Origin of the sequence: Thermomonas sp. S9, assembly GCF_024704365.1 — a bacterium.
GTDB lineage: Bacteria > Pseudomonadota > Gammaproteobacteria > Xanthomonadales > Xanthomonadaceae > Thermomonas.
In genome coordinates this window covers 961,158-986,867 of sequence record NZ_JAJDFY010000001.1, presented here as the reverse complement: position 1 = coordinate 986,867, position 25,710 = coordinate 961,158, and the positions used below count along the sequence as shown (strand labels likewise).

The window sequence follows — 25,710 nt, the reverse complement described above, 5'->3', positions numbered from 1 at the left end:
TGGCCGGTCTGCACGATACCCGACCGGCCGCTGCGCGTCAGCGCGCAACCACCCCTGCAATCCCGCTGACACCGCGACCGGTGATAATGCCTACATGAACACTCCGCATATCCCTGCCCGACTCCGCCTGCTGCCGTTCGCCTGCAGCCTGCTGCTGGCCGCCTGCGCCAGCACCGGCCCGCTCCCGCACGCCGCCGCCCCGGCCGGCGCCCAGGCCGCCACGCTGCACGTGGACGTGCCCGCCATCCAGCATCCGGACGGCGAGACCCCGCAATGGTGGTACCGCGCCGGCGCCGCCCAGGCCGCGGAGCGCGGCGCCATGAACGGCCGCGCCAGGAACGTGATCGTGTTTCTCGGCGACGGCATGAGCCTGACCACCGTGGCCGCCGCGCGCATCCTGGAGGGGCAACGCAAGGGCATGCCCGGCGAGGAGAACCGCCTGGCCTGGGAAACCTTCCCGGACACCGCGCTGAGCAAGACCTACAACACCAATTCGCAGACCCCGGACTCGGCCGGCACCATGAGCGCGATCGCCACCGGTGCCAAGACCCGGCTGGGCGTGCTCAGCATCGGCCAGAGCGCGCCGCGCGGCGACTGCAAGGCGGCACTGGCCACCCCGCTGCTGACCCTGTGGGAACTCGCCGCCTCCGCCGGCATGGCCACCGGCGTGGCCACCACCACCCGCGTGACGCACGCCACCCCGGCCGCCACCTTCAGCCACAGCGCCGACCGCAACTGGGAGAGCGATGCCGACCTGCCGCCGGAGGCGCAGGCCGAAGGCTGCCTCGACATCGCCCGGCAGATGGTGGAATCGCCGTACGGCGCCGGCCCCGACGTGCTGATGGGCGGCGGCCGCAGCAATCTGATGCCGGCCAGCCAGCGCGATCCGGAGTACGACGACAAGGTCGGCGCACGTCTGGACGGGCGCGACCTGATCGCCGAGTGGCAGCAGCGCCATCCGGGCGGCGTCTACGTCTGGAACGCGGCGCAGCTGCGCGCCGCGCCGACCGACCAGCCGCTGCTGGGCCTGTTCGAGCCCGACCACATGCACTACGAGCACGATCGCCCGCAGGATCCCGCCGGCGAACCCTCGCTGGCGGAGATGACCCGCGCTGCGATCACCCGCCTGGCGCGCAACCCGGACGGCTATGTGCTGCTGGTGGAAGGCGGCCGCATCGACCATGCCCACCACTCCGGCAACGCCTTCCGCGCGCTGGACGAGACCATCGCCTTCTCCGACGCGGTGCGCGCTGCCAGCGAGATGACCTCGCCGCAGGACACCCTGATCCTGGTCACCGCCGACCACTCGCACACCATGACCTTTGCCGGCTATCCCGCGCGCGGCAATCCGATCCTGAGCAAGGTCAAGGGCGGCAGCGGCGAGGAAAGCGACCCCACCCAGCTGGCGCGCGACGCCACCGGCCTGCCCTACACCACGCTCAGCTATGCCAACGGCCCCGGCTACGTCGGCGCCAGTTCGCGCCAGCCGGAAGGCCCCAAGCGCTTCGAGCACTGGATGGAAGGCGTGCGCCCCGCCCGCAACGGGCGTCCGGACCTGACCCACGTGGACACCGAGGACCCGGACTACATGCAGGAAGCGCTGGTGCCGGCGAAATCGGAGACCCACGGCGGCGAGGACGTCGGCGTCTGGGCCCGCGGCCCCGGCAGCGCCGCGGTGCGCGGCTCGCTGGAGCAGAACGCGCTCTATCACATCCTGCTGCAGGCCAGCCCGCGCCTGCGCGCGGCGGCCTGCGCGCAGCAGCTGTGCGATGGCAACGGAGTTCCGGTGATCCTGCCCGATCCGAAAGCTTCCACCACGCCGCACTGAAAGCAAAGCTGCCACGCCGCTCGGGCGCGTCGGCGTGGCGCATGCCAGCGACAGCCCTCTTAGAACGGCTTGGCCAGCACCAGATAGACCACCATCACCAGCAGCACCACCGGCACTTCGTTGAACCAGCGCAAGGTGCCGGCCGCGGGCAGCGGGTGCCCCGCCGCGCTGCGCTTGAGCAGGCGCCCGGCGACCACGAAATGCGCCAGCAGCAGCAGCACCAGCACCAGCTTGGCATGCAGCCAGCCGCCGCCGATCTGGAAGTGCAGCCATAGCACCAGCCCCAGCACGAAGGCGATGCCGAACATCACGTGGCCGAAGCGGTACAGCCGGCGCCCCATCAGCAGCAGGCGCGCGCGCACCGCGGGCGCGCCGCCGGCCTCGGCCAGATTGACCAGGATCCGCGGCAGGTAGAACACCGTGGACATCCAGGCGATCACGAACACCAGGTGGAACGTCTTGGTCAGCAGGTACGCCATGCCGGCACTCCGGGAACAGAGGATGCCCGTTAGCATGCCACGATGAGCAAACGCTACGACCGCGCCTATTTCGACCGCTGGTACCGCCACGGCGGGATCGGGCATCCCGCCCGCCTGCTGCGCAAGGTGCAGCTGGCGGTGGCGACCGCCGAATACCATCTGGAGCGCCCGATCCGCACGGTGCTGGACATCGGCTGCGGCGAAGGCACCTGGCGCGCGCCGCTGCGCAGGCTGCGCCCGCGCGTGCACTACCTGGGATTCGATGCCAGCGACTACGCCATCGCCCGCTACGGGCGGACCCGCAATCTGCACAAGGCCCGCTTCGGCGACTTCGCGCATCTGCGCCCCTGCCCGCCGGCCGACCTGCTGGTGTGCAGCGACGTGCTGCATTACCTCGACACCCGCGAGCTGGACCGCGGCCTGCCGGCGCTGGCCGAGCTGTGCGGTGGGGTGGCCTTCATCGAGGTGTTCGCCCGCGGCGACGGCGCGGAAGGTGACGAACACGAGTTCAAGCAGCGGCCGGCGGCGTTCTACCGCAAACGCCTGTGCGCGCTGGGCCTGCAGCCGCTGGGCTCGCACTGCTGGCTGTCACCGCTGCGGGTGGCGCACGCCAGCGCGCTCGAGCTGCCGGACTGAAGGCGCAGCCCGCGACGGCCGTCACGGCGCCGCAGAAGCGATGCGTTATGCTGCAGCGCCGCAATCCAGGCCACGGACACCACCGCGATGCTGCTGTACGAACTGCACGAACTCTGGCGCGCCGGACTGGCCCCGTATGCCTACTGGGCCGATGCCGGCGCCAAGATGTATTCCGCCCACGACAGCTGGCTGGCGGCCCTGCCGGGCGCGCAGCGCACCGCGGCCGCGTTCGAGCTGATGTACCGGCTGGGCAAGGAGTACGAGAAGCCGGAGTTCGGCATCCATCAGATCGCGGTGGACGGGGTGCCGATCCCGGTGGTGGAACGGGTGGAACTCGAAAAGCCGTTCTGCCGGCTGCTGCGCTTCAAGCGCTACCACGACCAGGCCGACGGCCTGGCGCGGATGAAGGACGACCCCACCGTGCTGGTGGTGGCGCCGCTGTCCGGCCACCACGCCACCCTGCTGCGCGACACCGTGCGCACCCTGCTGGCCGACCACAAGGTGTACATCACCGACTGGACCGACGCGCGCATGGTGCCGCACGCGCAAGGGCCGTTCACGCTGGACGACTATGTGGCCTACGTGCGGGACTTCATCCGCCACATCGGTGCCGCCAACCTGCACGTGATCAGCGTCTGCCAGCCGACCGTGCCGGTGCTGGCCGCGGTGTCGCTGATGGCGGCGCGCGGCGAGGTGCTGCCGCGCACGCTGACGATGATGGGCGGCCCGATCGATACCCGGCAGTCGCCGACCGCGGTCAACAACCTGGCCACCCGCCAGCCCCTGTGGTGGTTCGAAAGCACCCTCATCCACCGCGTACCGGCCAACTATCCCGGCGCCGGGCGCCGCGTGTATCCGGGCTTCCTGCAGCACCTGGGCTTCGTGGCGATGAATCCCGAGCGCCACGGCATGTCGCACTGGGACTTCTACCAGAACCTGGTCAAGGGCGACCTGGAATCGGCCGAGGCGCACCGCCGCTTCTACGACGAATACAACGCGGTGCTGGACATGCCCGCCGAGTACTACCTCGACACCATCCGCGTGGTGTTCCAGCAGCACCTGCTGCCGCGCGGGCTGTGGGACGTGGCCGGCGAGCGGGTCGATCCCGCGAGGATCACCACCTGCGCGCTGCTGACCATCGAGGGTGAGCTGGACGACATCTCCGGCCAGGGCCAGACCCGCGCCGCGCATGCGCTGTGCGCCGGCATTCCGCAGGCCGACCACCGCCACCTCACGGTGGAGGGCGCCGGCCATTACGGCATCTTCAGCGGCCACCGCTGGCGCACCCAGGTGTATCCGCAGGTGCGCGAGTTCATCCGCGCCCACGCCGGCGCACCCGCGCCCCGCGGCCGGCGCACGCGCAAGGCGTGAGACCGGCACAGCGGCAGCCGGCCGCACGCTATGCTGGGCCTTGCGACCACCGGAGCCCGATGATGCGCGCCACCCTGCTTGCCACCGCCCTGCTCGCCCTGCTGACCGCCGACCTGCACGCCGCAGGCGCCGCGCAGCCTCCCAAGCGCAAGTCCGCGCAGGAAATCATCGATGCCGCCCCGGCCAGCGCCTGGCGCGGCCTCGATCCCGCCAACACCCTGTACATGGAGCTGCCCGCCGGGCGTGTGGTGATCGAGCTGGCCCCCGGCTTCGCGCCGGAGCACGTGGCGAACATCAAGACGCTGGCCAGGGGCGGGTTCTGGGACGGGCTTTCCATCTACCGCGCACAGGACAATTTCGTGGTGCAGTTCGGCGACCCCGACGGCGAGGACGCCGGCAAGGCCAAGCCCTATCCGCCCGGCACCCGCACCCACCTGCCGGCCGAGTTCACCCGCAGCGACCAGGGCGTGCGCTTCGACCGCCTGCCCGATATCGACGGCTGGGCGCCGCAGGTCGGCTTCGTGGACGGCGTCCCCGCCGCGCGCGATCCCAAGACCGGCAAGGTGTGGATGGCGCATTGCTACGGCGTGGTCGGTGCCGGCCGCAACACGCCGCCGGACAGCAGCATTGGCGCCGAGCTCTACGTGGTGATCGGGCAGGCCCCACGCGCGCTGGACCACCAGCTGACCGTGGTGGGCCGGGTGGTGAAGGGCATGGAGCTGCTCAGCGTGATCCCGCGCGGCCCGGCGCCGATGGGCTTCTACACCGACCCCAAGCAGCGTACGCCGATCCTCTCGATCAAGCTGGCCAGCGAGGTGCCGGCGGCCGAGCGCACCCCGCTGCAGCTGCTGCGCACCGACAGCCAGGCCTTCCGCGACGCCACCGAGGCGCGGCGCAACCGGGTGGACGATTTCTACACCCAGCCGGCCGGCCATATCGACCTGTGCAACGTGCCGCTGCCGGTGCGCGAGACGCCTGCCGCCAAGTAAGGCGAGCGCACGGACGACGAGGGCGGCCCGGGGGTCGCCCTCATCACCGTACCGCAACGCGGCTCAGAACTCGCGGCTGAAGCGGATGCCGAGCGTGCGCGGCTGCGCGATCACGGTGTACGGCTCGTGTCCGCAGGTCAGTGCCGCGCACTCGGCGAAACGGGTCATCTGCGCGCGGGTGTTGAACGCGTTCTTCAGGAACACGTCGATTGCCCAGCTGTCCTTGCGCCAGCCGGCCGAGAGATCGACCAGGGTGTAGGCATCCAGATAGCCCAGCAGCGCCGTTTCCGCGGCGCGCAGGTCCACCCGGCGCTTGCCCGCATGCGACAGCGAGGCCTGCCAGTAGGCTTCGCCCGGACCGAGGTCGAAGGTATAGCGCGCGTTGAGGTTGCCCTTGAAGCGCGGCGTGATCGGCAGCTGCGTGCCCTTGGCCGCCTGCGGGCCGCTGACCACGTTGCCGTTCGGATCCACCGTGCCGGCCGGGCACACCGTTTCCGGCTTGCCGTCCGGGCGCAGCCAGCCGCAGTAGTTGGCGGAGAGCTTGGCGTCGTACCAGGCGAAACTGCCGGTGATCTGCAGGTTGTAGGTGGCAGCCCAGACCAGATCGGTCTCCAGGCCGTTGATGCGCGCCTGGTTGGCGTTACGGATCTCGGTCAGGCCGTTCTGGCCGAGGTAGGAGAACTGAAAGTCCTTCCAGTCCTCGCGGAACACCGCGCCGTTGAAAATGAAGCTGCCGTTGCCCCAGGAGGTCTTCCAGCCGGCCTCGTAGTTGGTCAGGAAATCCGACTTGTAGGGCGGCAGCGTGCCGCGGCGGTTGATGCCGCCAGGGCGGTAGCCCTCCGACCAGGTGGCGTACACCAGCTTGGTGTCATTGATCTTGAAGGTGAGGTTGGCGCGGTAGATCGACCCGTTCTCCTTCACGCCCTTGTCGAACACCAGGCACGGCGCGCCCTTGTAGGGCTGCCAGTTGGATGGGGCGCCATACTGCGCATAGCAGCCGGCCTCGCCGTAGCGGTCGGATGGCGGCTGGCTGGACTGCGAGGAATAGCCCTCGGCGAACCCGAAGAAGCCCTTGAGGCTGTTCCGGGCATGGAACCAGCGGCCGCCAACATTTGCTTCCAGGCGATCGGTGAGGTCGTAGCCGAGCTGGCCGAACACGGCGCGATCCTGGTCGCTGCGATTCTGCCGGGTCAGCCAGATGGTGTCCGGCCAGCCGCTGACCGACAGCACGCTGGCCAGCCCGTCGATCTGGTAGTTCTGCAGGATGTCGTGGCTCTGGTTCTGCCAGAACAGACCGGCCACCAGGCGCAGGCGGTCGTCCTGCGGCGAGGCGAGGCGCAGCTCGTGGCTGGTGCGCCTGTAGCCATCGCGGGCGGTGATGTGCTGTGCCGGATTGATCAGGTTGCCGCTGTCGTCATAGAAGTACGCGCCGTAGCCGGCCAGCGCGTCGTACCAGTAGCCGTAGTCGCTGTAGTCGGCGGCGGAATCGACGTCACGCTTGAGGTGCGAGAACACATAGGTCAGGTCGAAATTGCCGATCTTGCCTTCCACCGTCATCGCCGCCTGGTACCAGCGATCGTCGGAGAACTCCGGATTGAAGTGCTTGACCGCGGTCTTGCCGTAGCTGCTGTCGTAGCCGGCGCTGGCACTGCCCACCAGCGGGTCGATGCCGGCGCTGCCGTGCGCCTTCATCTTCTGTGCGATCAGCTGTGGAGTGATGGTCCAGCGATCCGCGATGTCGAAGCGCATCGCCGCGCGCACACCGGCGGTATCGGCGGTGTTGTAGTTGTTCCTGACAAACGCGGCGTTGTCCGCGACGATCCCCGAGGTCGGGTAGGTGCGGGTGCCGTGCAGGTTGTCCACCCAGCCGGCATCGTGCTTCTGCCAGCCCACCAGGCGCACCGCCGCGGTGTTGTTGTTCATCGGCAGGTTGACGAAGCCTTCCAGCACGTGGCCGATGCCGCCGCCGTCGATGGCATTGGCCTCCACCGCGAAACCCGCCGCATAGCCCGACGGATCGGGCTTCTTGGTGATGATGCGCACCGTGCCCGCCTGCGAGCTGGCGCCGTACAGGGTGCCCTGCGGGCCGGCCAGCGCCTCCACCCGGTCGATGTCGTACATGTGGATGTCGAGCGCGCCCTGGATGGTGGTGATGGGCTGCTCGTCCAGGTACATGCCCACGCTGGGCTGCGAACCGGAGTGGTTGCCGTCGCCGCCGCTGGCGACGCCGCGCATGTACACCTGCACGAAGCCGGGCCCGGAAAACACGCCGCCGCCGGCGGTGCCGTAGCTCAGACTGGGGATCAGCTTGGCGTAGTCGCTGAACGATGCCACGTCCTGCTGCTCCAGCTGGGTGCTGCCCAGCACCTGCAGGCTGATCGGCACCTTCTGCAGGTTTTCCTCGCGCTTTTGCGCGGTCACCGTCACCGTGGCCAGGGTACGCGTGTCCTTGTCCTTATCCTTGTCTTTCGCCGCCGCGTCCCTGGCCGACGACGGCGGATTGGCGTCCTGCGCCCAGGCCGGCGCCGCGAAGGCCAGGGCCACCGCGACCGCCAGCGGGATCTTGCGAAATGCCCGGCCGCGCCGGCTTTCCCCTTTTCGAACAACGTGTTGCGCAGACATGCCTTAACTCCCCAGAGTGATGATGTCGCCGCATTGACAGCCGGAGTGTCGCCAAGGTTTAAACCTGTTTTAACCGGTTTTCAACAATCGCCCCAGACCGCATCCTGGGCCGGCGGTGCCTCCGGGTAGGCCTCCAGCACCGGCCCCAGCGCCTGCTTCAGCGGCCCCAGCCACGGCTCGAACCGCCGCCACTGCTCAAGGCTCTCGCGGTAGATCGGCCGCCGTACCTGCTCGGAGCTGGCGGTGCGCACCGCACGCGGGTTCTCGAAGAAGCGTAGGCAGCGCTCGTCGAACTCGAGACCGCAATAGGCCAGCAGCGCACGCACCTGCGCCTCGGTGTCCTCCACCATCGCCTCGTGGAACACGCGGTGGATGCGCCCGGGCAGGACCGCGTCGAAATGCGCCATCAGCATGACGTAGTCGGCGTAGTAGTGGCCGAGGTCGGAAAGGTCGTAGCTGAAGGCCTGGCCGCGCGCGAAATGCTGCTTGAAGTTGGAGAAACAGCAGGCCAGTGGATGCCGGCGCGCATCGATGATCTTCGCGTTCGGCAGGATCGCGTGGATCAGGCCGACGTGGGCGAAGTTGTTCGGCATCTTGTCGATGAACAGCGGCCGCCCCTCGCGCCGCTGCGGCTGTACCCGGCGCAGGTAGTCGCGGCCCAGCGCCTCCAGCTCCGCGCGCGGCAGCGCGGCCAGCACGTCGTGGTAGGAGGTGGTCTCCGGATTGCCGGCGCGCTCGCGCAGTTGGCGGGTGATGGCGATGATCGCCGGCAGCTCCATCGTGCCTTCCACCCGCGGATGGCTGGCCAGGATCTGTTCGATCAGGGTCGAGCCGGCGCGCGGCATGCCGACCACGAAGATCGGATCCGGTGCCGGGTAGCCGGCGTCGGCGCGCGCGTCGAAGAACTCGCGGGTGTAGGTACGGATCGCGCGGCGGGTCCGCTCGCGCGCCAGCGCGGCATCGTAAGGCAACTGCATGCGCCGCAGGGCGTTGCCACGCGCGTAGTGGGCGAACGCTTCGGCATCCTCGCCGGCATCCTCCAGCGCCTTGCCCAGCGCGAACTCGAAATGCAGCCGTGCATCGTCGTCGAGATCGGCGCGTGCCAGCTGCGCGCGCATCGCTTCGATGTCGGCGGCGTCGAAGCGCACGGTCTTGAGATTGGCCAGGCTCCACCAGGCGCTGCCGAACCCGGGATTGAGCGCGATCGCGCGGCGATAGGCGGCGATCGCATTGCCGGTGCGGCCGGCGGTCTTCAGCGCATGTCCATAGCCCAGCCACACCTGCCACTGCCCGGGCAGGCGCGCCAGCACGCGCTCATAAGCGTCGATCGCGGCGTCGAAATCGCCCAGCTTGCCCAGGATCACCGCATGCAGGTTGTGCAGCGACTGGTTGTCGGGATCGCGCTCCAGCAGGCGATCGACCTCCACCAGCGCCTCGTCATGGCGGTTGCCGCGGTTGAGCAGGGCGGCATAGTTCTGGCGCGCGGCGGCAAACCCCGGCGCGCGCGCCAGCGCCTGCTCCAGCAGGAGGATGGCGTCTTCGTTGCGCCCCAGGCGTGCGCCCAGCTCGGCCAGCATGCGTAGCGCGGCGACGTCGGTGGGGTGCGCGGACAGGCGCGCGCGCAGGCGGGTTTCCGCATCCGGCAGGTCGCCGCGCGCCAGCGCATCGGCGGCCGCCATCAGCGCCGGATCGCGCACGCTGTGGCGCACGTGCTGGAGGTAGGCGGCATCGGCGCCGCTGGCATCGCCGCGGGCCAGGCGCAGATCGGCCAGCGCCAGCCATGCACCAGGCAGCGCCGGCTGCAGCGCGACCGCGCGCTCCATGCAGGCCTGCGCCTGCGCATCCTCGCCCTGCGCCGCATGCGCGCGGCCCAGCGCCAGCCAGGTCATGGCCGAGCCCGGCTGCGCCTGCGCCAGCGCCGACAGCCGCCGAAGCGCAGCGGCATGCTCTCCCAGGGCCGTCTCCGCCATGCCGAGGACCAGCTCGCCACCGGGATGTCCCGGCGCAGCCTCCAGGATCGCCCGCGCCTGCTCGGCGGCCAGCTCCGGCCGGGCCTCCAGCAGGCGCAAGGCGTGCGCCAGCGCGGCCTCGACTCCGGCCAGCGGCGTCGCCACCCTCATTGCCCGTACTCCTCTCGCCGCATCCCCATGCGCACCGTTCCCGGCCACCGTGACTACTGGCATGTTGCCACGCCGACACGCTTCGCACATGGTGCTGGAATTACCGTCCGCACGACGCCGGGGATTCCATGCTCAGCCGCCACCGGGCCACGCTCGCCCTGTCCACCCTGTTCGTCCTGATGCCGGCCCTGGCCGCCGCCAGGACGCCTTCCGCCAGCCCCGCCACGCCCGCCGCGGCCGCCGGCTGCGCGACCATCCCGCTGGCCGCGCCGGATGCAGCTGCGGTGCGGGTGGCCAGCGCAGCCGACGCCTGGGGCGGGCCGCGCACCGGCCAGAATGCTCCCCTGTCCGACCGGGTGGTGGAGTACTCGATCGACGCCGAGCTCGACCCGGTCAAGCACACCGTCACCGGCAGGCAGACCCTGACCTGGCGCAACCGCAGCGCGCAGCCGGTGTGCAGCGTGTATCTGCACCTGTACCTCAACGCCTTCGCCGGGCCGGGCAGCACCTTCATGACCGAGCAGCGGGCCAGCAGCGGCGGCTTCCGCAGCAACGTCGCCACCAAGGACGGCGAATACGGCTACATCCGCCTCGACAAGGTGACGCAGGCCGGGCAGGCGGCGAAGTGGACCTTCGTGCAGCCGGACAACGGCCCCAAGACCGACCGCAGCGTGATCCGTCTGGACCTGCCGCAGCCGGTGGCGCCGGGCGCCACCACCACCCTGACCTTCGACTTCTTCGACCAGCTGCCGCGGGTGGTGGCACGCACCGGCTACTACGGCAGCTTCCATCTGGTTGGCCAGTGGTTCCCGAAGATCGCCGTACTGGAGCTGCCGGGCGAACGCGGCGCCACCGCGCCGCGCTGGAACGCCCACGAGTTCCACCTGCACAGCGAGTTCTACGCCGACTACGGCCGCTACGACGTGCGCATCACGGTGCCGAAGGGCTACACCGTCGGCGCCACCGGCCAGCAGGTGGGTGCGCCGGTGGAGAGGGGCGGCAAGACCACCCACCGCTACGTGCAGGACGACGTGCACGACTTCGCGTGGACCGCCGACAAGCGCTACGCCAAGCCGCTGGTGAAGACCTGGGCCGGCCCGCGCGGCCCGGTGGAGGTGAAGGTGCTGTACCCGCCGGAGTACGCCAGCAACGCCGAGCCGGTGCTGCAGGCCACCATCGATGCGCTGGAGTATTTCTCGAAAACGCTGGGCGCCTACCCCTACAAGACCGCCACCGCGGTGGTGCCGCCCTATGGCGCCGAGGAAGCCGGCGGCATGGAGTACCCCACCTTCTTCACCGCCGACCACACCGGCACCGTGACCTTCGGCAGCCTGCCGCGCTGGATGCTGGATTTCGTCACCGTGCACGAATTCGGCCACGGCTACTTCTACGGCATCCTCGGCTCCAACGAATTCGAGGAACCCATGCTCGACGAGGGCATGAACGAGTACTGGGACCAGCGCATGATGAGCACGCGCAGGCAGGACCTGGTGCTGCAGCTGCCATGGATGCGCTGGTTCGGGATCGGCACCCGGATCACCCCGTTCGACATGGAGCGCCTGGGCGCCGCGCTGCAGGACCCGGCCGACCCGCTGGGCGCCAACTCGTGGGACCGCCTGTCCAGCGCCAGCTACGGCACCGTGTACTCGCGCACCGCCACCGCCATGCGCCAGATCGAGGCGCTGGTGGGCACCCCGGCGATGGAGCGCGCGATGAAGCTGTACTACGCGCGCTGGAAGTTCCGCCACCCGTCGGCCGCCGACCTGCGCGACGCGCTGGCCGAAGGCACCGGCCGGCCGGACATCGTCAATGCCGCGTTCGATGCCTATGTGTATTCCACCGGCCGCACCGACGACCGCATCAGCAGCCTGTCCAGCCACGAGGTGCTGCCGCATCCCGGCTATCACACCTACCAGGGCCGTCAGGTGCTGGTCGGCAGCAAGGCCATCGAGGCCGCGATCGCCAAACGCCGCGCGGCGTGGAAGAAGGCACACCCGGATGCCAAACCGTGGCAGGGCGCCTTCCCCTATCGCACCACGGTGGTGGTCCGCCGCGACGCGGTAAAGCCGCCGCAGACCCTGCGCATCCACTTCGCCGACGGCAGCCACCGCGACTACCCGGTCACCGCGCAGGGGAGCTGGCAGCGCTTCGTGGTGGTGGCTCCGGCCAAGGCCATCTCGGCCCAGCTCGATCCGGACGACCGGCTGCGGATGGACGCCAACCGTCTCAACGACGGCCGCACGCTGGAGCCGAAGCCACAGGCCGCGCGCCGCTGGTTCGGCGAATTCACCGCACTGCTGCATTCCCTGCTGGCCCTGCTGGCCACGGTCTGACGAGGCACTTCCGATGACGACCTCCATCCGTCCCCTCCGCGCCCGCTCCGCCGCTCCGCGCGCCCTCGCCGCCGCCCTGCAGTGGCGGCTGCTGCTGCTGTGGGTGGCCGCCGGCCTGGCTTGCGCCCTGATCGCCGCGTTGCCGGTGTGGGGCTGGCTGGGCCGCCTGCTGGACTACTCCCCGCAGGCGCCGGCGATCGCCGCCGGGCACGATCCGGTGCTGCTGCTCGGCGCGCTGGCCGCGCCCGACGCACCACTGCCGCTGCTCACCTCGCTGCTGCGGGTCTCGGCCCTGCTGATGCTGCTGCTGTCGCCGCTGCTGGCCGGCGCCACCCTCACCGCTTCGCGCAGCCGCGCCGCGCTCGGGTTCGGCGACCTGCTGCGCGGCGGGCTGGCCGAATACGGCCCGCTGCTGCGCCTGCTGCTGTGGTCGGTGGTGCCGCTCGGACTGGCGCTGGGGATCGGCGCCGCCGCCCTCGGCTTCAACGAGCAGATCCACGAGCACGCCATCCTCGAATCGGCCATCAACGATGGCCGCAACATCGCGCTGGCGATCGGCGGCGTGCTGGTCCTGCTGGCGCACGCCAGCCTCGAGGCCGGCCGCGGCTGGCTGGCGGCCGACGCCCGCCTGCGCTCCGCGCTGAAGGCCTGGTGGCGCGGCCTCACGCTGCTGCGGCGGCGACCGCTGGCGGTGCTGGCCGCCTACCTGCTGCCGACCGTGTGCAGCCTGCTGCTGGCCCTGCTCCTGCTGGCCGTGCGCGGGGCACGTCGCGCCGGCGGGCGCGGGCGGCTTCGTGCTGGCCTTCCTGCTGGGGCTGGGCATCGCCGGCGCGCTGGCCTGGGGCAAGGTGGCCCGGCTGTTCGCGATGCGCGCGCTGGCCGAGGACGCGCACGCCCGGCGCTGAGCGGACGCCCGCCCGCGCTGCGGGCGCTCCCGTTCAGGCTAGAATTGCGCCCGGTCCGCCCCGGGGAAGCGTGCGCATGTCCTTGTTCGACCTGTTCAAACGCAAGCGGCCGCAGCCGGCGCCGCGTGCGGCCTCCATCCAGCCCGCCGCGCGGGTGGCAACGCCGACCGCACCGGTGGCAGCTGCGCCCGCGGGCGCCGGGCCAGACGACGATGCCGCGCTGCACGGTGGTCCGGAGCGGCGCGAGCGCGACCGCCGCAACGCGCGCCCGGGCACCCGCATCCTGGTGATCGACGACTCCCCCACCATCGTCGCCCTGCTCAAGCGCATGCTGCAGCAGAACCACTACGCCGTGCTGGTGGCCTATGATGGCGAGAGCGGGCTGGAAATCGCGCGCCGCGAGGTGCCCGACCTGATCTTCCTCGACATCGTACTGCCCGGCATCGACGGCTTCAGCACGCTGCGCACCCTGCGCCGCGACCCGCTGACCAAGGACGTGCCGATCATCATGATCAGCGGCAACGCCCAGGCCACCGAGCAGTTCTATGTGCAGCGCATCGGCGCCGACGATTTCATGAAGAAGCCGTTCTCGCGCCCGGAAGTGTTCAGCCGGATCGAGGCCCTGCTGGACGAAACCGGGACCCCGCGCCACGTCGCGCGCCCGGCCCAGCGCCCCGGTGCCGCCGCGCAGCCGGAGCCGGCGACTCCGGCCTGACCCGCATCCGGTCCGCGGCCGGCGGCGCATCCCGCCCAACCCACTGCCACTGCAACGACGAAGGCCTCGCGGCCCCTTCGTGCATGCGCGATGGACGCCCGCGCTTACTGCGGCATCACCTCGACCCGCACCCGGATGCGGTCGCCGGGGTTGTAGTCCATGCGCCGGGTGTAGCGGCGGCCGTTGTATTCGTAGGTGACGTCGTAGGCGCGCACCCCGCTGTCGCCGCGATAGCCTCCATAGCTGTCGCGCACCGGCTCGGGATCGCACACGCGCACGATAGCGGTGCGCGGGGCACGGTTCCGCTGCGACTGGTCGTAGATCTGGCGCCCGGCGATGCCGCCGACCATCGAGCCGACCGCGGTAGCGGCGATCTGCCCGCTGCCGCCACCGATCCGGCTGCCAAGCACCGCGCCGATCACGCCCCCGGCGATGGTGGCCATCGAACGGCCCGCGTTGTCGCCGTAGGGGCGATAGCCATCGTCGCGGCCGTACCCGTCATAGCGCGGGTAGCCGCCGTAGCCACCGTAACCGTTGCCGCCATAGCCGCCGCCATAGCCGGCGGCGGTCGTGGTGGTCTCGTAACAGCGCGTCGCCTGCACGGGCTGGCTGCGGTAGCCGGCGTCGAACACCGGATCTACCCGCACCACCTGCGCATAGTCGTAGTAGCTGCCGCCGGGATTCGCGCTGCCGTAGCCGGGGTTGCCATAGCCAGCGTCGCTGCCATAGCGGTCCCCGTAACGGTCGCCGTAGCCTCCGTACACCTGCGCCGCGGCGGAGGCGCTGGCCGCGACCATCCCCAATGCGAACAGGCTGCCGATCAAACGCTTCATGGTGGTTCCCCGTGGATGTGGAGTGGCGTCGCGGCCAACACTGCGGGGCCGCGCTTGACGCGAGGCTGAATACCGCCACCCGCGTTTAGCGCCGCGTCAGCCCACCGGCCGCGGCCGGGCTGCCGGGCGCCATGTTGCGGCGCACGCACCGTGGCCGCCGCGCTGCGTTAAGGTGGAGGCTCGCCATGACCGCCCGCCGAGCGCCACGCTCCGGCGCGCAACGCGGACCGCCATGACGCCACGTCCATTCGCACGCGCAGGAGGTTCGGGCTCATGTCCTACAGTACCCCGCAGATCCGCAACGTGGCCCTGGCAGGCCACCCTGGCACCGGCAAGACCACCCTGTTCGAAGCCCTGCTGCATGCCGGTGGCGCACTCCAGGCGGCAGGCACGGTCGAACGCGGCAACACCGTGTCCGACTTCGACCCGATCGAGAAGGAGCGCGGGCACTCCATCGATGCCGCCCTCGCCAGCCTCGACCGCCCGGGGCTGCACCTGAACCTGATCGACACCCCCGGCTATCCCGACTTCCGCGGTCCGGCGCTGGCGGCGCTGGCAGCCGCGGATACCGTCGCGGTGGTCGTCGATGCCGGCTCCGGCATCGCCCACGGCACCCGCCGGATGCTGGAGTATGCGCGCCAGCGCGGCCTGTGCCGGATGCTGGTGGTCAACAAGATCGATCAGGCCGGGCACGACCACGGCGCGCTGCTGGCCGCGCTGCGCGAGGCGTTCGGCCCCGAGGTGCTGCCCCTGAACCTGCCCGCCGACGGCGGCGCGCGCGTGGTGGACTGTTTCACCCAGCGTGAAGGCACATCCGACCTCGGCGCGGTCGGCGACTGGCACCAGAAGATCCTCGACCAGGTGGTGGAGATCAACGAAACGGTGATGGAGCACTACCTCGACCTCGGCGAGGGCGGGCTGTCCGGGCAGGAGCTGCACGATGCCTTCGAACAGTGCCTGCGCGAAGGCCACCTGGTGCCGGCGTGCTTCGTCTCTGCGCGCACCGGGGTGGGCGTGCGCGAATGGCTGGACGTGGCCGAGCGCCTGCTGCCACATCCCGGCGAAGTCAATCCGCCGCCGTTCCGCAAGGGCAAGGAGGCGGCTCCCGTGCTGGCCACGCCGGACCCGGACGCGCACGTGATCGCCGATGTGTTCAAGATCGTCAACGACCCGTTCGTGGGCAAGCTCGGCATCTTCCGGGTGTACCAGGGCACCGTGCGCAGGGACGCGCAGCTGTTCGTGGACGACGGCAAGAAGCCGTTCAAGGTGGCCCACCTGTACCGCCTGCAGGGCAAGGAGCACCTGGAGATCGCACAGGCGGTACCCGGCGACATCGCGGCCGTGGCCAAGGTGGAAGACCTGCACTTCGATGCGGTGCTGCACGATTCGCACGACGAGGACCATATCCATCTGCAACCCCCGGCGCTGCCGCGTCCGATGTTCGGGCTGGCGGTGGCGCCGGCCAGCAAGGGCCAGGAACAGAAGCTGGCGCAGGCACTGCACCGGCTGGCCGAGGAGGATCCGGCGTTCGTGGTCGAGCACAACGCCGAGACCAACGAAACCGTGATCCGCGGCCTGTCCGACCTGCACCTGCGGGTGATGCTGCAGCGCCTGCACGATCGCTATGGCGTCGAGGTCGCCACCCATCCGCCGCGGATCGCCTACCGCGAGACCATCGCCCAGCCGGCCGAGGGCCACCACCGACACAAGAAGCAGACCGGCGGCGCCGGCCAGTTCGGGGAAGTGTTCCTGCGCATCGCGCCGCCGCCGCGCGGCGCCGGGTTCGAGTTCGTGGACGAGGTCAAGGGCGGCACCATCCCCGGGCAGTTCATTCCCGCGGTAGAGAAAGGCGTGCGCCAGGTGCTGGCCAGCGGCGCGCTCGCCGGCTACCCGATCCAGGACGTGCGGGTGGTGGTGTACGACGGCAAGCACCACCCGGTGGACAGCAAGGAAGTCGCGTTCGTCGCCGCCGGCAAGCGTGCCTTCTGGATGCGATCGGCAAGGCCCAGCCGCAGGTGCTGGAGCCGATCGTGGACCTGGAGGTGAGCGCACCCGAGGCGCATATGGGCGACATCAGCGGTGGCCTGGCTGCCAAGCGCGCGCGCATCACCGGCACCGATTCCCTGCCCGGCGGCGAGATCGTGGTGCGCGCGCAGGTGCCGCTGTCGGAACTGGAGGGCTACGCGGCCGAGCTGAAATCCGCGACCGGCGGGCGCGGCCGCTATGCGCTGGATTTCAGCCACTACGAACCGGCCCCGGCGCCGATCCAGCGCCGCCTGGCCGAGGCGTGGAAGCCGCGCATCGAGGAGGACTGAGAAACCGCCCTGCGGTCAGCGTGGCCACGCGGGCGATCAACAGCGCTTCGGCTTGAGCATCGTCCCGGTGCAGGTCGGAGCGCCGCAGCGGCAGGCCCAGATTTTCTTCAGGCGCGGGGTATGGCGCTCGGCCAGGGTGATGCCGTAGTCGTAGGTCAGCTCCTCGCCCGCCGCGATGTCGCGCAGCGCTTCGATGAACACCTTCGATCGCTTCGAGTCGTGCGCATGCTCGACCAGCACCGCCTCGCAGTTCGGATCGCAGCTGTGGTTGATCCAGCGCGCGGCGTTGCCTTCGAAGTTGGCGTCGATCACCCAGTCCTCGTTCAGCGTGAACAGGAAGGTGTGCCCGCTTTCGATATCCCCGCTGTCGCCGGCATCCACCTCCGCATGCGTGCGGCGGCGCCCTTTGTACTCGATCACCCGCTCGCCCTTGGCGATCGGGCACGCGGCGAACACGCCGTTGCCGTGGATGGCGGACTTGCGGGTGCGGATCTTGCTCGGCATGGGTGGGCGTGGGCACAGGCATGGACGGGAGGGGGCCGCATTGTCGCGCAGGCCGGCGGCTTGTCCAGCGGATGACCGCCGCGCGTCAACCGCGAAGACCGGCCGTGCGTTGGCAAGCGTGCCCCCTCTCCGGAGCCTTGCCGCCATGCGCATTCCCCGCGTCGCCCTTGCCGCGCTGATCGCCGGCCTGGTGCTGGCGATCGCCAGCCATCCCGCCCCCGCCCAACAGCGCCTGCGCGAACGCCTGCTGCAACGCATGGAACAACGCGCCGGCAGCGAGGGCGAAGGCCGCGCCACTCCGGCCACGCCGCCGCCCGGATCCCGGGTCGAGCGCGATATCGCCTACGGCCCCGATCCCAGGCAGCGCTACGACGTGTACCTGCCGGCGCAGGTGGCGCCCGGCGCGCCGATCCTGGTGATGGTGCACGGCGGCGGCTGGCGCACCGGCGACAAGGCCCTGGCGCGCGTGGTCAACAACAAGGCGGCGTGGTGAAGCGCGCGCGGCGGCGTGTTCGTCTCGGTCAACAACCGGCTGGTGCCGGACGCCGACCCGCAGGTGCAAGCACGCGACGTGGCCGCGGCGGTGGCTTCGGTGCAGCAGCGCGCGCACCAGTGGCAGGCCGATCCGGGCAAGACGGTGCTGATGGGCCACTCCGCCGGCGCCCATCTGGTGGCGCTGCTCGGCAGCGAGCCGGCGCTGCTGCGACGGGCCGGGGCGCAGCGCCCGCTGGGCGTGGTGGCGCTGGACAGCGGCGCGCTCGACGTGCCCGCGCTGATGCAGCAAACGCGCGTGCCGCCGCTGTATCACGATGCCTTCGGCGAGGACGCGGCCTACTGGGCCTCGGTTTCACCGCAGCAGCAGCTCCAGCGCGACGCCCTGCCGATGCTGCTGGTGTGCTCCAGCACGCGCCGCTTCCCGACCTCGCCCTGCGAGGAAGCACGCAAACTCGCCGCGCGCGCTCGCGCGCTCGGGGTCGCCATCCAGGTGCAGCCGGAAGCGCTTTCGCACGCCGAGATCAACGACCGGCTGGGCCTGCCCTCGGCCTATACCGAGGCGGTGACGCGCTGGATCGACGCGCGCCTGCGCTGATCCGTGCCGGTCTGGCACGGCGACATGGCCTGCATGGCGCACTCTGGCCGGCGCAGCCCAAAATCGTACAATTCCGGTACGCATTCAAGCCGGCCCGCGCCATGCTCCGCGTCACCAAGCTCACCGACTACGCCACCGTCGTCCTGACCGCGCTCGCCGCGCGGCCGGACACCGTGCTGAGCGCGCCCGAACTGGCCGAGCAGGCCGGGCTGGAGGTGCCCACGGTGGCCAAGGTACTCAAGCCGCTGGCCGCGGCCAGGCTGGTGGAAGGCTTCCGCGGCGCCAACGGCGGCTACCGGCTGGCGCGTCCGGCCGCGGAGATCACCCTGGTCGAGATCGTCGAGGCAATGGAAGGCCCGCTGGCGATGACCGAGTGCAGCATCCATGAAGGCCAGTGCGGCATCGAGCACAGCTGCGGCGTGCGCGCCAACTGGCGGCGGATCAACGACGTGGTGGCCGAAGCGCTGGCCGGCATCACCCTGGCGCAGATGCTGCAACCGCCCGCGCGTCTGCCGCGCGGGCGCATCCCTGCGCAGCTGGCGCAGGCCTGAAGGATGGCCATGAACGATATGCAGAACACGCAGATCCACAGCCAGCTGGCCCGCAAGTACGAGGCCGGCTTCGTCACCGAGATCGAATCCGATTCGCTGCCGCCGGGCCTGAACGAAGACATCATCCGCGCCCTGTCCGCGAAAAAGGACGAGCCGGAGTGGATGACGCAGTGGCGGCTCGCGGCCTACCGCCATTTCCTGACCATGCGCCAGCCGGACTGGGCCCAGCTGCAGATCGGCCCGATCGACCTGCAGGCGCTGAGCTACTACAGCGCGCCCAAGGGGCCGAAATACAAGTCGCTGGACGAGGTGCCGCAGGAGCTGCTGGACACCTACGACAAGCTGGGCGTGCCGCTGCACGAGCGGGCGAAGCTGGCCGGCGTGGCGGTGGACGCGGTGTTCGACTCGGTCAGCGTGGGTACCACCTTCCGCAAGGAGCTGGCCGAGCGCGGGATCATCTTCTGCTCGATGAGCGAGGCCATCCGCGAGCATCCCGAACTGGTGCGCCAGTACCTGGGCACGGTGGTGCCGGTGGGTGACAACTACTTCGCCGCGCTCAACTCGGCGGTGTTCTCCGACGGCAGCTTCGTGTTCATCCCGAAGGGCGTGCGCTGCCCGATGGAGCTGTCCACCTACTTCCGCATCAACGCCGGCCATACCGGCCAGTTCGAACGCACCCTGATCATCGCCGAGGCCGGCAGCCACGTCTCCTACCTCGAGGGCTGCACCGCGCCGATGCGCGACGAGAACCAGCTGCACGCGGCGGTGGTGGAGCTGGTGGCGCTGGAGGATGCCGAGATCAAGTACAGCACGGTGCAGAACTGGTATCCGGGCGACGAGAACGGGGTCGGCGGCATCTACAACTTCGTCACCAAGCGCGCGGAGTGCCGCGGCGCGCGCAGCAAGGTCACCTGGACCCAGGTCGAGACCGGCAGCGCGATCACCTGGAAGTACCCGTCCTGCGTGCTGCTGGGCGACGACAGCGTGGGCGAATTCCATTCCGTGGCGCTCACCCACCACCGCCAGCAGGCCGACACCGGCACCAAGATGGTCCACCTCGGCAGGCGCACCAAGAGCAAGATCGTGAGCAAGGGCATCAGCGCCGGCCATGGCCAGAACAGCTACCGCGGGCTGGTGAAGGTGGCCGCCTCTGCCGAGGGCGCGCGCAACCACACCCAGTGCGACAGCCTGCTGATCGGCAAGCACTGCGGCGCGCACACCTTCCCCTACATCGAGGTAAAGAACCCCACCGCCACCGTCGAGCACGAGGCCACCACCTCCAAGATCAGCGACGACCAGCTGTTCTACTGCCGCAGCCGCGGCATCGGCGAGGAGGATGCGGTGTCGATGATCGTGGACGGCTTCTGCAAATCGGTATTCCGCGAACTGCCGATGGAATTCGCGGTGGAAGCCAAGAAGCTGCTGGACGTGTCGCTGGAAGGAGCGGTGGGATGAGCATGGCGCCCGGACGCAGCCTGCGCTTCGTGGAACCCGGCGAGCCGCGCGCACGCACGGCCGACTACTGGCGCACGCGCAGCGCCTCCGAGCGTCTGCAGGCCGTGCTGGCGCTGCACCGAGAGGGCAATGCCCTGTTCAAGGGCGGCAATCCGCCGATCGCTTACGAATGGAGGCTGCGCCATGGCCTCGCGGGATGACGGCGTGCTGGACCGCGACTGGAAAGACTTCCTGGCCGCGCTGCAGGCGCATGGCGTGGAATACATGCTGGTGGGCGGAATCGCGCTGGGCGTCCACGGGCACGTCCGCTACACCAAGGATCTGGACGTCTGGTTCCGCGCCACCGAGGCGAACGCCAAACGCCTGCTCGCGGCCCTGCGCACGTTTGGATTCACCGACATCCAGACTCCACCCGCGGCCTTCTGCAAGCCACGCTCAATGCTGGTGCTGGGCAAGGAGCCGAATGCCATCGAACTGCTCAACTTCGCCGATGGCATCGACTTCGACGCCTGCTACCCGCGTCGGATCGTCGTTCCGCTGGATGGCCTGCAGGTCGCCGTGATCGGGCTGGACGACCTGCGCAAGAACAAACAGGCGGTGGGCCGCCTGCAGGATCTGGCCGACCTCGAACATCTGCAAGGAGCCGACACGACCGGCTCCGGAGAACTCCATGCTTAAGATCGACAACCTCCACGCCCGCATCGCCGGCAAGGACATCCTCAAGGGCCTCTCGCTCGAAGTGAAGGCGGGCGAGGTGCACGCCGTCATGGGCCCGAACGGCGCCGGCAAGTCCACCCTGGGCAATATCCTGGCCGGACGCGAGGGCTATGAGGTCACCGCCGGCAGCGTTGCATTCGACGGCCGTGACCTGCTGACGCTGGCGCCGGAAGAGCGCGCCGCCGCCGGCGTGTTCCTGGCCTTCCAGTACCCGGTGGAAATCCCGGGCGTGAACAACACCTACTTCCTGCGCGCCGCGCTCAATGCGCAGCGCAAGGCGCGCGGCGAGCCCGAGCTCGACTCGATGCAGTTCCTCAAGCGCGTGCGCGAAGCTCGCGGTGCTGCACCTGAAGGACGAGCTGCTGCATCGCGGCGTGAACGAAGGCTTCTCCGGCGGCGAAAAGAAGCGCAACGAGATCTTCCAGCTGGCGCTGCTGGAGCCGAAGCTGGCGATCCTCGATGAAACCGATTCCGGGCTCGACATCGACGCCCTGAAGTCGGTGGCCGACGGCGTCAACGCGCTGCGCGCGCCCGAGCGTGCGTTCATCGTCATCACCCACTACCAGCGCCTGCTCGACTACATCAGGCCGGACGTGGTGCACGTGCTGGCCGACGGCCGCATCGTGCAGACCGGCGGCCCCGAACTGGCGCTGGAACTGGAAGCCCACGGCTACGACTGGATCCGCCAGCGCACCGGGCCGGAGGCGGCGTGATGAGCGCCCTGCTCGACTCGCTGGCCGCCGGTTTCGACGGCGATGCCGACCGTCACGCCCAGCTCGATGCGCTGCTGCGCGACGGCCTGCCGGCGCGTGCGGAAGCGTGGAAGTACACCTCGCTGCGTGCACTGGAGCGCCGCCGCTTCGGCCAGGCACAGGCGGTGGCGGTCGCTCCTGCGTTGCTGGCGGACATTCCTGCGCCGCGCCTGGTGTTCGTCAACGGCCGCTTCGACGCCGCGCTCAGCGATCTGTCCGGGCTGCCGGCCGGGGTGGACGTGCAGCCGCTGTCGCAGCGGCTGCAGGGCGACGACGCGCGCGCGGTGAACTTCCTCGCCCGCCGCTACACCCGCAGTGACGAACCGTTCGCCCGCCTCAATGCCGTGCTGGCGCGCGAAGGCGCGGTGGTGCGCGTGGACGCCGGCATCACGGTGTCGTCCCCGCTGCACCTGGTCTGCGTAGGCGCGCCGCAGGACGGCGGCGATGCCGCCTGGCACCTGCGCCATTTCGTGGAGCTGCGCGCCGGCGCGAGGCTGCAGCTGGTCGAGCATGAACTGGCAGCCGGCGACCACGCGCACCTGGGCAACGTGCTGCTGCATGCGCATCTGGCGAAGACGGCGCACCTGACGCATGTGCGCCTGCAGGACGCCGCGCCGCGCGCCAGCCTGTTCGCGCGCACCGACGCGGTGCTGGCGCGCTCTGCCGAGTACCTGCGCACCGACCTGGAGCTGGGCGCCGCCCTGGCACGCAACGAACTGAACGTGCGCCTGGAAGGCGACGGCGCGGCGCTGCGGGCCGACGGCGTGCTGCTGGCCGACGGGCGCCGCCACGTGGACACCCGGCTGGGCATCGACCATATCGCGCGCGATACCCGCTGCAGCCTGACCTGGCGCGGCCTCGCCGGCCAGCGCGCGCGCGCGGTGTTCCACGGCGGCATCACCATCCACGCGGGCGCGGACGGCACCGAAGCCGACCTGTCCAGCAAGAACCTGCTGCTGTCCGCCGACGCCGAGATCGACACCCAGCCGGTGCTGGTGATCCACGCCGACGAGGTGAAGGCCGCGCACGGCGCCACCGTCGGCCAGCCCGACCCCACTGCGCTGTTCTACCTGCGTTCGCGCGGCCTGCCGGAACCGCAGGCGCAGGCGCTGCTGACCGGCGCGTTCTGCCGCGAGGTGGTCGGCGGGATCGGACACGCCGCCACCCGCGCGCTGTGCGAGGCCGCACTGGAGCGCGCGCTGGCGAGGCTCGGCGCATGAGCGCGACACCCGCCCACGACGCCATCGACTGGGACCGCCTCCGCGCGGATTTCCCGCTGCTGCGGCGCAAGGTGCACGGCAAGCCGCTCATTTACCTGGATTCCGCCAACACCGGGCAGAAGCCGGAGTGCGTGATCGCCGCCACCGACGATTTCTACCGCCGCCACAACGCCAACGTCAGCCGCGCGGTGCACCAGCTGGGCAGCGAGGCCACCGAGGCCTTCGAGAGCACGCGCCGCAAACTGGCCGCTTTTCTCAACGTGCGCGCCGACGAGCTGGTGCTGTGCAGCGGCACTACCTTCGCGCTCAACCTGGTCGCCTATTCGTGGGCGCTGCCGCGGCTGCAAGCGGGTGACGCCATCCTCGTCACACGCATGGAGCACCACGCCAATATCGTGCCCTGGCAGCTCATCGCCCAGCGCACCGGCGCGACCATCAAAGTGGCCGAACTGCTGCCGGACGGCCGCCTGGACCTGCCGGCGCTATGGGCGGCGATGACGCCGGACGTGAAGCTGCTGGCCGTCGCCCACGTCAGCAATGTGCTGGGCACGCTGAACCCGGTGGCGGAGATCTGCCGCGAGGCGACACGGCGGGGCATCGTCAGCGTCGTCGATGGCTCGCAGGCGGTGCCGCACATGCCGGTGGACATCGCCGCGATCGGCTGTGATTTCTACGCCTTCACCGGGCACAAGCTGTGCGGGCCGACCGGCACCGGCGGCCTGTGGGCGAGGCGCGAACACCTGCAGGCGATGCCGCCCTTCCTCGGCGGCGGCGAGATGATCAAGGAAGTGCGCTTCGACGGCACCGTGTTCAACGACCCACCGCACAAATTCGAGGCCGGCACGCCCAATATCGCCGGGTTCGTGGGGTTGGGCGCGGCGGTGGACTACCTGTCCGCCATCGGCATGGCCGCCATCCGCGCGCGCGAGGCGGACCTGCTGGCGCACGCCAGCGAGGAGCTGCGGAAGATCGACGGCCTGCGCATCTTCGGCAGCGCGCCGGACAAGGCCGCCGTCATCAGCTTTGCGATCGACGGCGTGCATTCGCACGACCTCGCCACCCTGCTCGATCTGGAAGGCGTGGCGGTGCGCTCCGGGCAGCACTGCGCGCATCCACTGCTGCAGTGGCTGGGCGTGGGCACCACCTGCCGCGCCTCGCTGGCGTTCTACAACACCCACGCCGAGGTCGAGGCCTTCATCGCCGCGCTGCGCAGGGTGGTCCGCCTGCTGGCGTGAACGCCGCAGGCGGTTGCCGCAATCAGCGCAGCACGCGCAGGGTGAACGGGTAGCGCCACGGCTCGCCGTTCAGCGCCTTCACCGTCGCGACCACCCCGCACACCAGCCAGCCCACGGCCACCACTGCCGCCAGCACCGCCAGCACGATCCCGGCCGGCAGGGTGAGCACCGCGCCCAGCCCGAGGGTGAGCACGGTGGCACCGACCAGCAGCAGCCCCGCCAGCGCCAGCGCGCACATCGCGAGGAACAGGCTGAGGTTGAAGTTGAAGGCCTCGCGCGCATGCGCCGCGATGAAGCCGGAATCGCCCTTCTTCAGGGCATACACGATGAGTCCGGCGAGCATGCCGGCGACCCCGGCGGTCCAGCTGGTGAGGAAGGCCAGCAGCAGCGCGCCGGCATGGGCGCTGGCGGCCCACAGCCGCTCGTCCTGGCGCACACCTGCGTTTGCACTGGCCGGCGCCAGCGGGTCCTGCGCGGTCTCGTGAATGCTGTCCATCAGGGTCTCCTCCACCGGCACCGCGCCGGCATGGCTCCATGATGGCGGTCGCCGCGGACGATGCAAGCCGGCCAGCGACCGACGCCCGCCGGCGGCGACGAACCGCGCCGGCGCGGGCACGAGCGCGGGGTGCCGGTGCGACGGGAGCAGGCGGTTTACTTCACCAGCCGCAGCGCGACCGGATAGCGGTAATTTTCGCCCTTGCTCGCCGCGATGCCCGCGATGATGCAGAACACCAGGCTGAACAGCCACACCAGCGGCATCAGCAGGGCGCCGATCAGGATCACCGACAGCACCATGCACCCCACGTAGGCGATCGCGATGGTGATCTGGAAGTTCAGCGCCTCCACCGCCTGCGCGTTGAGCCAGCCCTTCTCGGGCCGGTCCTTGTGGGTCAGCCAGATGATCAAGGGGACGATGAAGCCCAGCAGGATGCCGGACAGATGGGTGAGCATGGCCAGGTTGCGGTCGTCCTGGGAGACGGCGACGTCGTTCATGGTGGTGGATTCCCCGGGTAGCGGCGCGGAAGACGCCTGTCGCCCGG

The 25,710-nt window shown here is 70.2% G+C and carries 23 protein-coding genes and 2 pseudogenes; 18 read left to right on the top strand and 7 right to left on the bottom strand.

Going from position 1 to position 25,710, the window contains the following annotated elements; genetic code table 11:
• The first annotated feature begins 94 nt into the window (after positions 1-94).
• Positions 95-1,828, top strand: coding sequence for an alkaline phosphatase (locus tag LJB71_RS04885; protein WP_259303303.1), 1,734 nt, complete (start codon positions 95-97; stop codon positions 1,826-1,828).
• Positions 1,829-1,887: 59 nt separating this feature from the next.
• Here LJB71_RS04885 and LJB71_RS04880 read toward each other — a convergent pair whose 3' ends face one another.
• Entirely contained in the window at positions 1,888-2,307 is a 420-nt protein-coding gene (locus LJB71_RS04880; protein WP_259303302.1) for a CopD family protein, read from the bottom strand.
• 42 nt (positions 2,308-2,349) lie between these two features.
• Between LJB71_RS04880 and LJB71_RS04875 the strand changes: the two genes are divergently transcribed.
• The 3 genes from LJB71_RS04875 to LJB71_RS04865 all read left to right on the top strand — a co-directional run bounded on the left by LJB71_RS04875 (position 2,350) and on the right by LJB71_RS04865 (position 5,303).
• A complete protein-coding gene (locus tag LJB71_RS04875) occupies positions 2,350-2,943 on the top strand; it encodes a class I SAM-dependent methyltransferase (protein ID WP_259303301.1) in 594 nt (197 codons plus the stop codon).
• Between the two features lie 90 nt (positions 2,944-3,033).
• Positions 3,034-4,314, top strand: coding sequence for a polyhydroxyalkanoate depolymerase (gene phaZ, locus LJB71_RS04870; RefSeq protein ID WP_259304739.1), 1,281 nt, complete (start codon positions 3,034-3,036; stop codon positions 4,312-4,314).
• Positions 4,315-4,373: 59 nt separating this feature from the next.
• Positions 4,374-5,303 carry a peptidylprolyl isomerase gene (locus LJB71_RS04865; protein WP_259303300.1) on the top strand — a complete coding sequence of 310 codons (930 nt, stop codon included), beginning with the start codon at positions 4,374-4,376 and terminating at the stop codon, positions 5,301-5,303.
• Between the two features lie 63 nt (positions 5,304-5,366).
• Here LJB71_RS04865 and LJB71_RS04860 read toward each other — a convergent pair whose 3' ends face one another.
• Entirely contained in the window at positions 5,367-7,925 is a 2,559-nt protein-coding gene (locus LJB71_RS04860) for a TonB-dependent receptor (RefSeq protein ID WP_259303299.1), read from the bottom strand.
• Positions 7,926-8,005: 80 nt separating this feature from the next.
• Positions 8,006-10,045, bottom strand: coding sequence for a tetratricopeptide repeat-containing sulfotransferase family protein (locus LJB71_RS04855; RefSeq protein ID WP_259303298.1), 2,040 nt, complete (start codon positions 10,043-10,045; stop codon positions 8,006-8,008).
• Positions 10,046-10,173: 128 nt separating this feature from the next.
• On the opposite strand from LJB71_RS04855, the gene LJB71_RS04850 reads away from it, so the two are divergent.
• The 3 genes and pseudogenes from LJB71_RS04850 to LJB71_RS04840 form a co-directional block, all read left to right on the top strand.
• Positions 10,174-12,378 carry a M1 family metallopeptidase gene (locus LJB71_RS04850; protein ID WP_259303297.1) on the top strand — a complete coding sequence of 735 codons (2,205 nt, stop codon included), beginning with the start codon at positions 10,174-10,176 and terminating at the stop codon, positions 12,376-12,378.
• Between the two features lie 13 nt (positions 12,379-12,391).
• Positions 12,392-13,573: a hypothetical protein gene (locus LJB71_RS04845; protein WP_259303296.1), complete on the top strand. Its 1,182-nt coding sequence runs from the start codon at positions 12,392-12,394 to the stop codon at positions 13,571-13,573.
• Positions 13,555-13,908 (top strand): annotated as a pseudogene (locus LJB71_RS04840) (response regulator); the annotation flags it as partial. The gene LJB71_RS04845 and the pseudogene LJB71_RS04840, both read left to right, overlap by 19 nt.
• 194 nt (positions 13,909-14,102) lie before the next feature.
• Here the strand turns inward: LJB71_RS04840 and LJB71_RS04835 are convergent.
• Positions 14,103-14,831, bottom strand: a complete 729-nt coding sequence (locus tag LJB71_RS04835) for a glycine zipper 2TM domain-containing protein (protein ID WP_259303295.1) — start codon at positions 14,829-14,831, stop codon at positions 14,103-14,105.
• A 273-nt stretch (positions 14,832-15,104) separates the two neighbouring features.
• Between LJB71_RS04835 and fusA the strand changes: the two genes are divergently transcribed.
• Together fusA and LJB71_RS14520 are read left to right on the top strand one after the other, a co-directional pair.
• Positions 15,105-16,877 carry an elongation factor G gene (gene fusA / locus LJB71_RS04830; RefSeq protein ID WP_310649389.1) on the top strand — a complete coding sequence of 591 codons (1,773 nt, stop codon included), beginning with the start codon at positions 15,105-15,107 and terminating at the stop codon, positions 16,875-16,877.
• Positions 16,847-17,146 (top strand): hypothetical protein, encoded by a 300-nt coding sequence (locus tag LJB71_RS14520; protein WP_310649388.1) that lies wholly within the window; start codon positions 16,847-16,849, stop codon positions 17,144-17,146. The genes fusA and LJB71_RS14520 overlap by 31 nt, the downstream gene beginning before the upstream one ends.
• A 36-nt stretch (positions 17,147-17,182) precedes the next feature.
• Here the strand turns inward: LJB71_RS14520 and LJB71_RS04825 are convergent, their stop codons facing one another.
• A complete protein-coding gene (locus LJB71_RS04825; RefSeq protein WP_259303294.1) occupies positions 17,183-17,650 on the bottom strand; it encodes an SET domain-containing protein-lysine N-methyltransferase in 468 nt (155 codons plus the stop codon).
• Positions 17,651-17,795: 145 nt separating this feature from the next.
• On the opposite strand from LJB71_RS04825, the gene LJB71_RS04820 reads away from it, so the two are divergent.
• The 9 genes and pseudogenes from LJB71_RS04820 (at position 17,796) to LJB71_RS04780 (ending at position 24,670) form a co-directional block, all read left to right on the top strand.
• Entirely contained in the window at positions 17,796-18,143 is a 348-nt protein-coding gene (locus LJB71_RS04820) for a hypothetical protein (protein ID WP_259303293.1), read from the top strand.
• Between the two features lie 15 nt (positions 18,144-18,158).
• Positions 18,159-18,740: an alpha/beta hydrolase gene (locus LJB71_RS04815; RefSeq protein ID WP_259303292.1), complete on the top strand. Its 582-nt coding sequence runs from the start codon at positions 18,159-18,161 to the stop codon at positions 18,738-18,740.
• A 101-nt stretch (positions 18,741-18,841) separates the two neighbouring features.
• Positions 18,842-19,291, top strand: a complete 450-nt coding sequence (locus LJB71_RS04810) for an SUF system Fe-S cluster assembly regulator (RefSeq protein WP_259303291.1) — start codon at positions 18,842-18,844, stop codon at positions 19,289-19,291.
• Positions 19,292-19,300: 9 nt separating this feature from the next.
• Positions 19,301-20,746, top strand: coding sequence for a Fe-S cluster assembly protein SufB (gene sufB, locus LJB71_RS04805; RefSeq protein WP_259303290.1), 1,446 nt, complete (start codon positions 19,301-19,303; stop codon positions 20,744-20,746).
• On the top strand, positions 20,743-20,946 hold the full coding sequence (locus LJB71_RS04800) for a hypothetical protein (protein ID WP_259303289.1): 204 nt from the start codon (positions 20,743-20,745) through the stop codon (positions 20,944-20,946). The genes sufB and LJB71_RS04800 overlap by 4 nt, the downstream gene beginning before the upstream one ends.
• On the top strand, positions 20,930-21,424 hold the full coding sequence (locus LJB71_RS04795) for a hypothetical protein (protein WP_259303288.1): 495 nt from the start codon (positions 20,930-20,932) through the stop codon (positions 21,422-21,424). Before LJB71_RS04800 ends, LJB71_RS04795 begins: the two co-directional genes overlap by 17 nt.
• Positions 21,417-22,176, top strand: a pseudogene (sufC, locus tag LJB71_RS04790) (Fe-S cluster assembly ATPase SufC). The gene LJB71_RS04795 and the pseudogene sufC overlap by 8 nt, the downstream one beginning before the upstream one ends.
• On the top strand, positions 22,176-23,435 hold the full coding sequence (gene sufD / locus LJB71_RS04785; RefSeq protein WP_259303287.1) for a Fe-S cluster assembly protein SufD: 1,260 nt from the start codon (positions 22,176-22,178) through the stop codon (positions 23,433-23,435). Before sufC ends, sufD begins: the two are co-directional and overlap by 1 nt.
• Positions 23,432-24,670, top strand: coding sequence for a cysteine desulfurase (locus LJB71_RS04780; RefSeq protein WP_259303286.1), 1,239 nt, complete (start codon positions 23,432-23,434; stop codon positions 24,668-24,670). Before sufD ends, LJB71_RS04780 begins: the two co-directional genes overlap by 4 nt.
• Before the next feature lie 22 nt (positions 24,671-24,692).
• On the opposite strand, the gene LJB71_RS04775 is transcribed toward LJB71_RS04780, so the two are convergent.
• Entirely contained in the window at positions 24,693-25,166 is a 474-nt protein-coding gene (locus LJB71_RS04775) for a DUF4870 domain-containing protein (RefSeq protein WP_259303285.1), read from the bottom strand.
• A gap of 155 nt (positions 25,167-25,321) precedes the next feature.
• On the bottom strand, positions 25,322-25,663 hold the full coding sequence (locus LJB71_RS04770) for a DUF4870 domain-containing protein (protein WP_259303284.1): 342 nt from the start codon (positions 25,661-25,663) through the stop codon (positions 25,322-25,324).
• Positions 25,664-25,710 lie beyond the last annotated feature (47 nt).

Excerpts from the sequence above, each read along its gene's own strand:
- LJB71_RS04885 (WP_259303303.1), top strand. The coding sequence starts at position 95 with ATGAACACTCCGCATATCCCTGCCCGACTCCGCCTGCTGCCGTTCGCC.
- LJB71_RS04880 (WP_259303302.1), bottom strand. The coding sequence starts at position 2,307 with ATGGCGTACCTGCTGACCAAGACGTTCCACCTGGTGTTCGTGATCGCC.
- LJB71_RS04875 (WP_259303301.1), top strand. The coding sequence starts at position 2,350 with ATGAGCAAACGCTACGACCGCGCCTATTTCGACCGCTGGTACCGCCAC.
- LJB71_RS04865 (WP_259303300.1), top strand. The coding sequence starts at position 4,374 with ATGATGCGCGCCACCCTGCTTGCCACCGCCCTGCTCGCCCTGCTGACC.
- LJB71_RS04860 (WP_259303299.1), bottom strand. The coding sequence starts at position 7,925 with ATGTCTGCGCAACACGTTGTTCGAAAAGGGGAAAGCCGGCGCGGCCGG.
- LJB71_RS04855 (WP_259303298.1), bottom strand. The coding sequence starts at position 10,045 with ATGAGGGTGGCGACGCCGCTGGCCGGAGTCGAGGCCGCGCTGGCGCAC.
- LJB71_RS04850 (WP_259303297.1), top strand. The coding sequence starts at position 10,174 with ATGCTCAGCCGCCACCGGGCCACGCTCGCCCTGTCCACCCTGTTCGTC.
- LJB71_RS04845 (WP_259303296.1), top strand. The coding sequence starts at position 12,392 with ATGACGACCTCCATCCGTCCCCTCCGCGCCCGCTCCGCCGCTCCGCGC.
- LJB71_RS04835 (WP_259303295.1), bottom strand. The coding sequence starts at position 14,831 with ATGAAGCGTTTGATCGGCAGCCTGTTCGCATTGGGGATGGTCGCGGCC.
- fusA (WP_310649389.1), top strand. The coding sequence starts at position 15,105 with ATGTCCTACAGTACCCCGCAGATCCGCAACGTGGCCCTGGCAGGCCAC.
- LJB71_RS04825 (WP_259303294.1), bottom strand. The coding sequence starts at position 17,650 with ATGCCGAGCAAGATCCGCACCCGCAAGTCCGCCATCCACGGCAACGGC.
- LJB71_RS04820 (WP_259303293.1), top strand. The coding sequence starts at position 17,796 with ATGCGCATTCCCCGCGTCGCCCTTGCCGCGCTGATCGCCGGCCTGGTG.
- LJB71_RS04810 (WP_259303291.1), top strand. The coding sequence starts at position 18,842 with ATGCTCCGCGTCACCAAGCTCACCGACTACGCCACCGTCGTCCTGACC.
- sufB (WP_259303290.1), top strand. The coding sequence starts at position 19,301 with ATGAACGATATGCAGAACACGCAGATCCACAGCCAGCTGGCCCGCAAG.
- LJB71_RS04800 (WP_259303289.1), top strand. The coding sequence starts at position 20,743 with ATGAGCATGGCGCCCGGACGCAGCCTGCGCTTCGTGGAACCCGGCGAG.
- LJB71_RS04795 (WP_259303288.1), top strand. The coding sequence starts at position 20,930 with ATGGCCTCGCGGGATGACGGCGTGCTGGACCGCGACTGGAAAGACTTC.
- sufD (WP_259303287.1), top strand. The coding sequence starts at position 22,176 with ATGAGCGCCCTGCTCGACTCGCTGGCCGCCGGTTTCGACGGCGATGCC.
- LJB71_RS04780 (WP_259303286.1), top strand. The coding sequence starts at position 23,432 with ATGAGCGCGACACCCGCCCACGACGCCATCGACTGGGACCGCCTCCGC.
- LJB71_RS04775 (WP_259303285.1), bottom strand. The coding sequence starts at position 25,166 with ATGGACAGCATTCACGAGACCGCGCAGGACCCGCTGGCGCCGGCCAGT.
- LJB71_RS04770 (WP_259303284.1), bottom strand. The coding sequence starts at position 25,663 with ATGAACGACGTCGCCGTCTCCCAGGACGACCGCAACCTGGCCATGCTC.